Below are 7,835 nucleotides of genomic sequence, written 5' to 3'. Positions count from 1 at the left end.
TGATCCTCCCCCACTGAAGTGGTCCGCCGCTATGTTTAGAAAACGGAGGATTCACGATGGGAAATAAGCGACACAAGCCCGAGGAAATTGTCACGAAGTTACGGCAGGTTGAGGTGCTTGTCGGGCAAGGAATGGCGCGGGTTGATGCTATCCGTGAGGTTCGCATAACCGAACAGACCTATTATCGCTGGCGCAAGCAATATGGTGGGATGGGAACCGACCAACTTAGGGAACTAAAACGCCTTCAGAAGGAGAACGAACGGCTGAGAAAGGCTGTGTCCGACCTCACTCTGGACAAGTTGATCTTGGCGGAAGCTGCGAAGGGAAATGTATGGTCCGCCCGCGATATGCAATCTCAGATTTCGATGCGCTGAACTGTTGCGTCAATGTATCCGGCCTCTGTGTGGAGCACTCAGCTCCGGGCCTTGATGGGTATCCGCTGCCGCATATTGCTTGATACTAGCTCGGCCAGAACTGGCCAGTTTCCCTCTTCAGCATCTATGCGTGGCGGATCGTTGCAGCGCCATCTCCTCTCACATCGCACATCATTCTTGGGCTTCAGGCTTACGATTAAGCCGGAAGCGATCTGTATTCCGTTTCATTGGCCAATACTGACCAGGCAATTCGCGCCAGTTTGTTTGCCAAAGCCACGGTGGCGATATTCTTGTGGGTTCGCTGTTCAAGGTCATTAAGCCATGTTCCAATCCGGTGCGTCGAACGGTTCCCGTTCATTTTGAAGCTCCGGGCGCCATGGATGAACATTCGGCGGAGATATGTATTCCCGCGCTTTGTGATGCCGCCCAATCTGGTCCTGCCGCCGGTCGACATTTGCCTTGGCACCAACCCGAGCCATGTTGCAAAGTCCCGCCCTCTTCCAAAGGCTGATCCGTCTGCGACGGCCGCAATCGTTGCTGTCGCGACCAACGGTCCGACACCTGGTACTGTCATCAGGCGTTGGCAGGCCGGATCTTTCTTGGCAAGAGCCTCGAGTTCTTGGGTGAGGGTCCGAACGGCAGCATCTGTTGACTGCCATTCTGCCCAGAGACCCGAGATTAGGGTTCGCATGGCTGGCGACACGGTTGTGTTCTCTTCTTCAAGAAGGTTCTGAACCACACCTCGCAATCCGCCACGCCCTTGGCGCATGGTAATCCCATGTTCAACCAAAAGCCCTCGGATTTGATTGCTGACAGCAGTGCGACGGCCTACCAGACGGTCCCGAACGCGATGAACAGCCTGTAATTCTAGCTGTTCTCGTGTCTTGATCGGAACGAACCGCATTGTCGGTCTTTGGACCGCCTCGCAGATTGCTTCGGCATCAAGAAAGTCGTTCTTCTGAGTTCTGAGATATGGCTTCACATATTGGGCCGGCATCAAACGCGCATCATGGCCCAACTCTGTTAGAGTACGCGCGATATAGTGGGCGCTGGCACAAGCCTCCATTCCGACCAAACACGGTGGCAGGGACCGAAACAGCGCGAACAGTTGTGGTCTGGTGTACTTCCTGCGCTTTACGATGTGCCCTTGGACGTCCATCGCCACGACGTGAAAAACATTCTTGCCGAGATCGATCCCGACGACTGCAAACTCTGACATGATCCTTTCCTCTTTTTTTGATCTATAGGGAGGATGACCTGAACAGTCGCTCTCCCGAAAGGGCGGACCATCCCATTACTTCTAAGCCCCGCGCGTCGCCGGACTTGTATCGATCACGTGCGAAGCCAGTTCCGGATTTCTGAACGTCGAGCCTGTCGTGTGCTGAAGCAACACCGATCTACACAACGAAAGTTGCCTCGGGGCCGAGCCGATGAAGAGAAACTGGCCGCGGATATGATTGAGCTGGCACGTCAGTATGGCCGATACGGTTACCGCCGGATCGCGGCATTGCTGAGAGATGGAGGCTGGCAAATCAACGACAAGCGTGTGGAGCGTCTGTGGCGACGTGAGGGGCTGAAAGTGCCAATGAAACAACCGACGAAAGGGCGGCTCTGGCTGAATGATGGATCATGCGTTCGGCTCCGGCCCGAGCATCGCAATCACGTCTGGTCTTATGACTTCGTGCATCATCGAACCGACGATGGGAAGGTGTTCCGCACTTTGAACATCCTCGACGAACACAGCCGGGAATGTCTGGCAATCAGGGTAAAGCGCAAGCTGAACTCTGGCGATGTGATCGACGCCTTGAGCGACCTGTTCATCCTGCGCGGTGTGCCTTCCTATATCCGCTCTGACAACGGCCCAGAGTTCATTGCTCAGGCGGTTCAGGACTGGATTAAAGCCGTTGGCGCCAAGACCGCCTACATCCAGCCGGGCAGCCCCTGGGAGAACGGATACTGCGAAAGCTTCAACGCCCGGTTCCGCGACGAGTTTCTAAACGGTGAGGTCTTCTACAGCCTGCGCGAGGCTCAAATCCTGATCGAACAATGGAGGAAACACTACAACACCAAACGACCGCATAGTGCTCTGGGCTACCGCCCGCCGGCGCCGGAAACCGTCGTCCCGATGGACCAGAGGCCAATCATGCACTAACAATCAAACTGGACCACTTGGGTGGGGCTGATCAGCCCTTCTTCATGATGATGTTTCTCGCAGGCGGCATGATCATCGCCACTCCGCTGATCGTCCGCTCAATCTCGGGCAACTTCATGATGGCCGGACCGCCGAGCATTCCCAGTCCTGGCGGGTTCGCCAAGGGTTTGATCGGAAGCAAGGGCTCACGGGCGCGGGCACGGTTTGGGACGAGGTCGAATGCTGAGATCGCCGGGGCTGGGATAAGTCAGGCGGGCGCTGCGACTATTTCAGTGGTTCAGCGGATGGCAGAACGGGCGAGAAGGTTGGAATGAAACCGGCCCTAATCGGACCTTCACCCTATGCTCGTGATGCTGCGTTCGCAGCCCGCTTTGCGGACCTTCGCTGCAAGTGCAAGATCTGGACTAGATCGAACTGACGGTCTGCGGGATCTTCCAGACATTCGAACCGACCGTTCCGGCCGGCGCTTCTGGTACAAAGCGGTCATCAACGCATGCGGTACCCAACGACCGCCGTCACTTCATCCCGCCTTTTCCCTGAAATAGTCCCAGGCTTCGACCTCGGCGCCGTCCTCGAGGATGCAGACCCCGGTCTGCGAGCCGTCGGCGGCACGACGGATCTCGTATGTTCCACCATTTTCGACGCAGTAGTTCGCAGCGGGGTTAGCAAGAGCTGTTGCCGACGGCTGTTCATCCTCGGCCGTCTCCGGAGAACAGCCGGTCATGGCCACACCGACTGTGAGAAACAAGATTCCCAGTACTTTGCTTTCAACATTCATATTTGCTCCCTTTCAACTTCGGATCAATGCGGGCCATGGGCGACCGTCAACGCGTGGTGCAGAGCAGCTTCCATGAACGCCCGTTCCGCCTTGCTTTCCCCCGGCAGATCAAGCGAGGCTTTCCGCTCCGCCCCACCTGCGGGAAGTATCCGTCCTTCCATAACCGTGCCCCAGACGCCGACGTTTCGGATCTCCATCGCGTCGACTGAGAGGGGGTTCGCATCGAGGATAGTGAAGTTTGCCCGCTTGCCGGGAGAGATCGTCCCGATCTCGTCCTCGAGCTTCAGCGAGTAAGCCGCCTCGATGGTGACCCCACGCAGCGCTTCCTCGACGGTCACGCGTTGGTCCGGCCCCGCGATCCGGCCCGAGGTCGTCAGGCGGTTCACCGCGCACCAAATAAGGAACAAAGGATCGGCCGGTGCCATAGGCATGTCGGAGTGGAGCGACCACGGGATACCCGCCCGCGAGACGTCGCCGAGGCGCACCATCTCGTCCGCGCGCTCTGGGCCGAGGCCCACCTTCCCGTATTGATCGGCCAGCGCCGCGACGTAGTAGGGATTGCCGCTGACGATGGCACCAAGCGCCTTGATGCGGCTGACCTGATCGGCGCCGCTCACCGCGAAATGCACGAGCACGGTCCGGTGATCGTAGCGCGGTTTGCGCCGCAGGTTGGTCTCGAGGGTGTCGAGAACGCGGTTCAAACCCTCATCGCCGTTGACGTGGATGTGGATCTGGTAGCCTGCGTCCCAGTAAATCCGGAAGGCGCGCTCGAAGACGTCCCGGTCCATCATCCACTCGCCCGTGTGGCTATCGAGGTAGGGATCGCGCACCTGCATAAGCTGCGAATAGATAGCCCCGTCTGCGAAGAGCTTGACCTGCTTCGACGTCATACCCGTCATGCCGCCATACCAAGAGGCGAGCTTCTCGGTCTCGGCAATGACCTGCGCGTCGTCGGCATACATGCCGACCATGCTCTTGCCGTCCGGCATGAAGGACCAGCGAAACGGCATGTCGGGGCTCGAGAAGACGGCGTTAACTCCGTCCTGAACGGGTTTGGCAAGAATGCCGCCCGGCTCGTTGCCGAAGGTAATCCCCTTGGCGTGCATGTAGTCCCTGCTGAGTTCAAGACCGGCCTGAAGCCTCTCGGGGCTTGCCACCATCGTAGCGATGTGGGGCAGGATCGCGAACATACCCTGTTCCCAATAGTGGCCATCCTCGTAGTTGCTCTGCTCCCTCGCTGACGCGGAGAAGGCCGCGTAGGCTTCGCGGGTAAGCCCGCAGCGCTCGAGTGTGGCGGTGTTCAGGAAGAACTCATGACAAGAGCGACCCCAGACGAGGATCGGCCGGGTTGTGCTGATGGCGTCGAGCTCGGCTCGGGTCAGGGAGCCGTAGAACGCCGGATGATAGCCCCATGTCAGGACCGGCTCGCCGGAACCGGGCGCCGCCGCGACGGCGGCCGTCAGCCGGTCAATGAAGTCCTGCTTGTCCTTCACGGCCGGCACAGTCCCCGAGGGCAGGACCCAGTCCTCGATCGACAGGATCTCTGACGACATGGTCAGCGCGGCGAGCACCGGGTGGTCATGCTGGGCCACGAAGCCCGGAACGATCACGTGGTCGGCGAAGGTCGTGTCGACGTCGTGGGGCTGGTCGCCGAGGATCGCGGTCGTCTCCTCGAGGCTCCCGACCCAGAGGATTCGCCCGCCTACGACCGCCACCGCCTCGGCGGACGGCTGCGTCGGCTCCAGCGTGACGATCTCGCGAGCGGTGTAGATGGTAGCCTTTGGTGCGGCCATTGCGAGGCTTCCCACGTCTTGCAACGATCCAGTTAGCGCGATGGCCCGCCCCGCCGGCGTCAGTGACGTCGCTCCCAACAGACTGGCCCAGACAAAAGTTCTCCGGTTCAAGTTGGTCATTTTGTTCAAGCCTCCCAGCTCACTGTGTCAAATGCATTTTAAGTGAGACACGACGGATTGATCAGCCCCACCCAAGTGGTCCAGTTTGATTGTTAGTGCATGATTGGCCTCTGGTCCATCGGGACGACGGTTTCCGGCGCCGGCGGGCGGTAGCCCAGAGCACTATGCGGTCGTTTGGTGTTGTAGTGTTTCCTCCATTGTTCGATCAGGATTTGAGCCTCGCGCAGGCTGTAGAAGACCTCACCGTTTAGAAACTCGTCGCGGAACCGGGCGTTGAAGCTTTCGCAGTATCCGTTCTCCCAGGGGCTGCCCGGCTGGATGTAGGCGGTCTTGGCGCCAACGGCTTTAATCCAGTCCTGAACCGCCTGAGCAATGAACTCTGGGCCGTTGTCAGAGCGGATATAGGAAGGCACACCGCGCAGGATGAACAGGTCGCTCAAGGCGTCGATCACATCGCCAGAGTTCAGCTTGCGCTTTACCCTGATTGCCAGACATTCCCGGCTGTGTTCGTCGAGGATGTTCAAAGTGCGGAACACCTTCCCATCGTCGGTTCGATGATGCACGAAGTCATAAGACCAGACGTGATTGCGATGCTCGGGCCGGAGCCGAACGCATGATCCATCATTCAGCCAGAGCCGCCCTTTCGTCGGTTGTTTCATTGGCACTTTCAGCCCCTCACGTCGCCACAGACGCTCCACACGCTTGTCGTTGATTTGCCAGCCTCCATCTCTCAGCAATGCCGCGATCCGGCGGTAACCGTATCGGCCATACTGACGTGCCAGCTCAATCATATCCGCGGCCAGTTTCTCTTCATCGGCTCGGCCCCGAGGCAACTTTCGTTGTGTAGATCGGTGTTGCTTCAGCACACGACAGGCTCGACGTTCAGAAATCCGGAACTGGCTTCGCACGTGATCGATACAAGTCCGGCGACGCGCGGGGCTTAGAAGTAATGGGATGGTCCGCCCTTTCGGGAGAGCGACTGTTCAGGTCATCCTCCCTATAGATCAAAAAAAGAGGAAAGGATCATGTCAGAGTTTGCAGTCGTCGGGATCGATCTCGGCAAGAATGTTTTTCACGTCGTGGCGATGGACGTCCAAGGGCACATCGTAAAGCGCAGGAAGTACACCAGACCACAACTGTTCGCGCTGTTTCGGTCCCTGCCACCGTGTTTGGTCGGAATGGAGGCTTGTGCCAGCGCCCACTATATCGCGCGTACTCTAACAGAGTTGGGCCATGATGCGCGTTTGATGCCGGCCCAATATGTGAAGCCATATCTCAGAACTCAGAAGAACGACTTTCTTGATGCCGAAGCAATCTGCGAGGCGGTCCAAAGACCGACAATGCGGTTCGTTCCGATCAAGACACGAGAACAGCTAGAATTACAGGCTGTTCATCGCGTTCGGGACCGTCTGGTAGGCCGTCGCACTGCTGTCAGCAATCAAATCCGAGGGCTTTTGGTTGAACATGGGATTACCATGCGCCAAGGGCGTGGCGGATTGCGAGGTGTGGTTCAGAACCTTCTTGAAGAAGAGAACACAACCGTGTCGCCAGCCATGCGAACCCTAATCTCGGGTCTCTGGGCAGAATGGCAGTCAACAGATGCTGCCGTTCGGACCCTCACCCAAGAACTCGAGGCTCTTGCCAAGAAAGATCCGGCCTGCCAACGCCTGATGACAGTACCAGGTGTCGGACCGTTGGTCGCGACAGCAACGATTGCGGCCGTCGCAGACGGATCAGCCTTTGGAAGAGGGCGGGACTTTGCAACATGGCTCGGGTTGGTGCCAAGGCAAATGTCGACCGGCGGCAGGACCAGATTGGGCGGCATCACAAAGCGCGGGAATACATATCTCCGCCGAATGTTCATCCATGGCGCCCGGAGCTTCAAAATGAACGGGAACCGTTCGACGCACCGGATTGGAACATGGCTTAATGACCTTGAACAGCGAACCCACAAGAATATCGCCACCGTGGCTTTGGCAAACAAACTGGCGCGAATTGCCTGGTCAGTATTGGCCAATGAAACGGAATACAGATCGCTTCCGGCTTAATCGTAAGCCTGAAGCCCAAGAATGATGTGCGATGTGAGAGGAGATGGCGCTGCAACGATCCGCCACGCATAGATGCTGAAGAGGGAAACTGGCCAGTTCTGGCCGAGCTAGTATCAAGCAATATGCGGCAGCGGATACCCATCAAGGCCCGGAGCTGAGTGCTCCACACAGAGGCCGGATACATTGACGCAACAGTTCAGCGCATCGAAATCTGAGATTGCATATCGCGGGCGGACCATACATTTCCCTTCGCAGCTTCCGCCAAGATCAACTTGTCCAGAGTGAGGTCGGACACAGCCTTTCTCAGCCGTTCGTTCTCCTTCTGAAGGCGTTTTAGTTCCCTAAGTTGGTCGGTTCCCATCCCACCATATTGCTTGCGCCAGCGATAATAGGTCTGTTCGGTTATGCGAACCTCACGGATAGCATCAACCCGCGCCATTCCTTGCCCGACAAGCACCTCAACCTGCCGTAACTTCGTGACAATTTCCTCGGGCTTGTGTCGCTTATTTCCCATCGTGAATCCTCCGTTTTCTAAACATAGCGGCGGACCACTTCAGTGGGGGAGGATCA

At 57.8% G+C, this 7,835-nt stretch carries 4 protein-coding genes and 4 pseudogenes; 3 read left to right on the top strand and 5 right to left on the bottom strand.

What is annotated here, in order from left to right:
- Positions 1-56: 56 nt before the first annotated feature.
- Positions 57-338 (top strand): annotated as a pseudogene (locus ACP15P_RS23000) (transposase); the annotation flags it as partial.
- Between the two features lie 232 nt (positions 339-570).
- Here the strand turns inward: ACP15P_RS23000 and ACP15P_RS22995 are convergent.
- Positions 571-1,593: an IS110 family RNA-guided transposase gene (locus ACP15P_RS22995; protein ID WP_106473601.1), complete on the bottom strand. Its 1,023-nt coding sequence runs from the start codon at positions 1,591-1,593 to the stop codon at positions 571-573.
- Positions 1,594-1,671: 78 nt separating this feature from the next.
- Between ACP15P_RS22995 and ACP15P_RS22990 the strand changes: the two are divergent.
- Positions 1,672-2,526, top strand: a pseudogene (locus ACP15P_RS22990) (IS3 family transposase); the annotation flags it as partial.
- 520 nt (positions 2,527-3,046) lie between these two features.
- On the opposite strand, the gene ACP15P_RS22985 reads toward ACP15P_RS22990, so the two are convergent.
- From ACP15P_RS22985 to ACP15P_RS22975, 3 genes and pseudogenes are all read right to left on the bottom strand, one after another.
- The gene (locus ACP15P_RS22985) at positions 3,047-3,304 is read right to left on the bottom strand and encodes a putative hemolysin (RefSeq protein ID WP_244614873.1); all 258 of its coding nucleotides are present in this window, start codon (positions 3,302-3,304) and stop codon (positions 3,047-3,049) included.
- Positions 3,305-3,327: 23 nt separating this feature from the next.
- Positions 3,328-4,857 (bottom strand): amidohydrolase, encoded by a 1,530-nt coding sequence (locus ACP15P_RS22980; RefSeq protein ID WP_424930759.1) that lies wholly within the window; start codon positions 4,855-4,857, stop codon positions 3,328-3,330.
- Positions 4,858-5,309: 452 nt separating this feature from the next.
- A pseudogene (locus ACP15P_RS22975) lies at positions 5,310-6,164 on the bottom strand (IS3 family transposase); the annotation flags it as partial.
- Between the two features lie 78 nt (positions 6,165-6,242).
- On the opposite strand from ACP15P_RS22975, the gene ACP15P_RS22970 reads away from it, so the two are divergent.
- Positions 6,243-7,265, top strand: coding sequence for an IS110 family RNA-guided transposase (locus ACP15P_RS22970; protein ID WP_106473601.1), 1,023 nt, complete (start codon positions 6,243-6,245; stop codon positions 7,263-7,265).
- A gap of 232 nt (positions 7,266-7,497) precedes the next feature.
- Here ACP15P_RS22970 and ACP15P_RS22965 read toward each other — a convergent pair.
- Positions 7,498-7,779, bottom strand: a pseudogene (locus tag ACP15P_RS22965) (transposase); the annotation flags it as partial.
- Positions 7,780-7,835: the final 56 nt, after the last annotated feature.

The sequence above is a fragment of the Amaricoccus tamworthensis genome (assembly GCF_049800875.1).
Classification (GTDB): Bacteria; Pseudomonadota; Alphaproteobacteria; order Rhodobacterales; family Rhodobacteraceae; genus Amaricoccus; species Amaricoccus tamworthensis.
The sequence above is the reverse complement of the archived record's forward strand: the minus strand, read 5'-3'. Positions and strand labels throughout refer to the sequence as shown.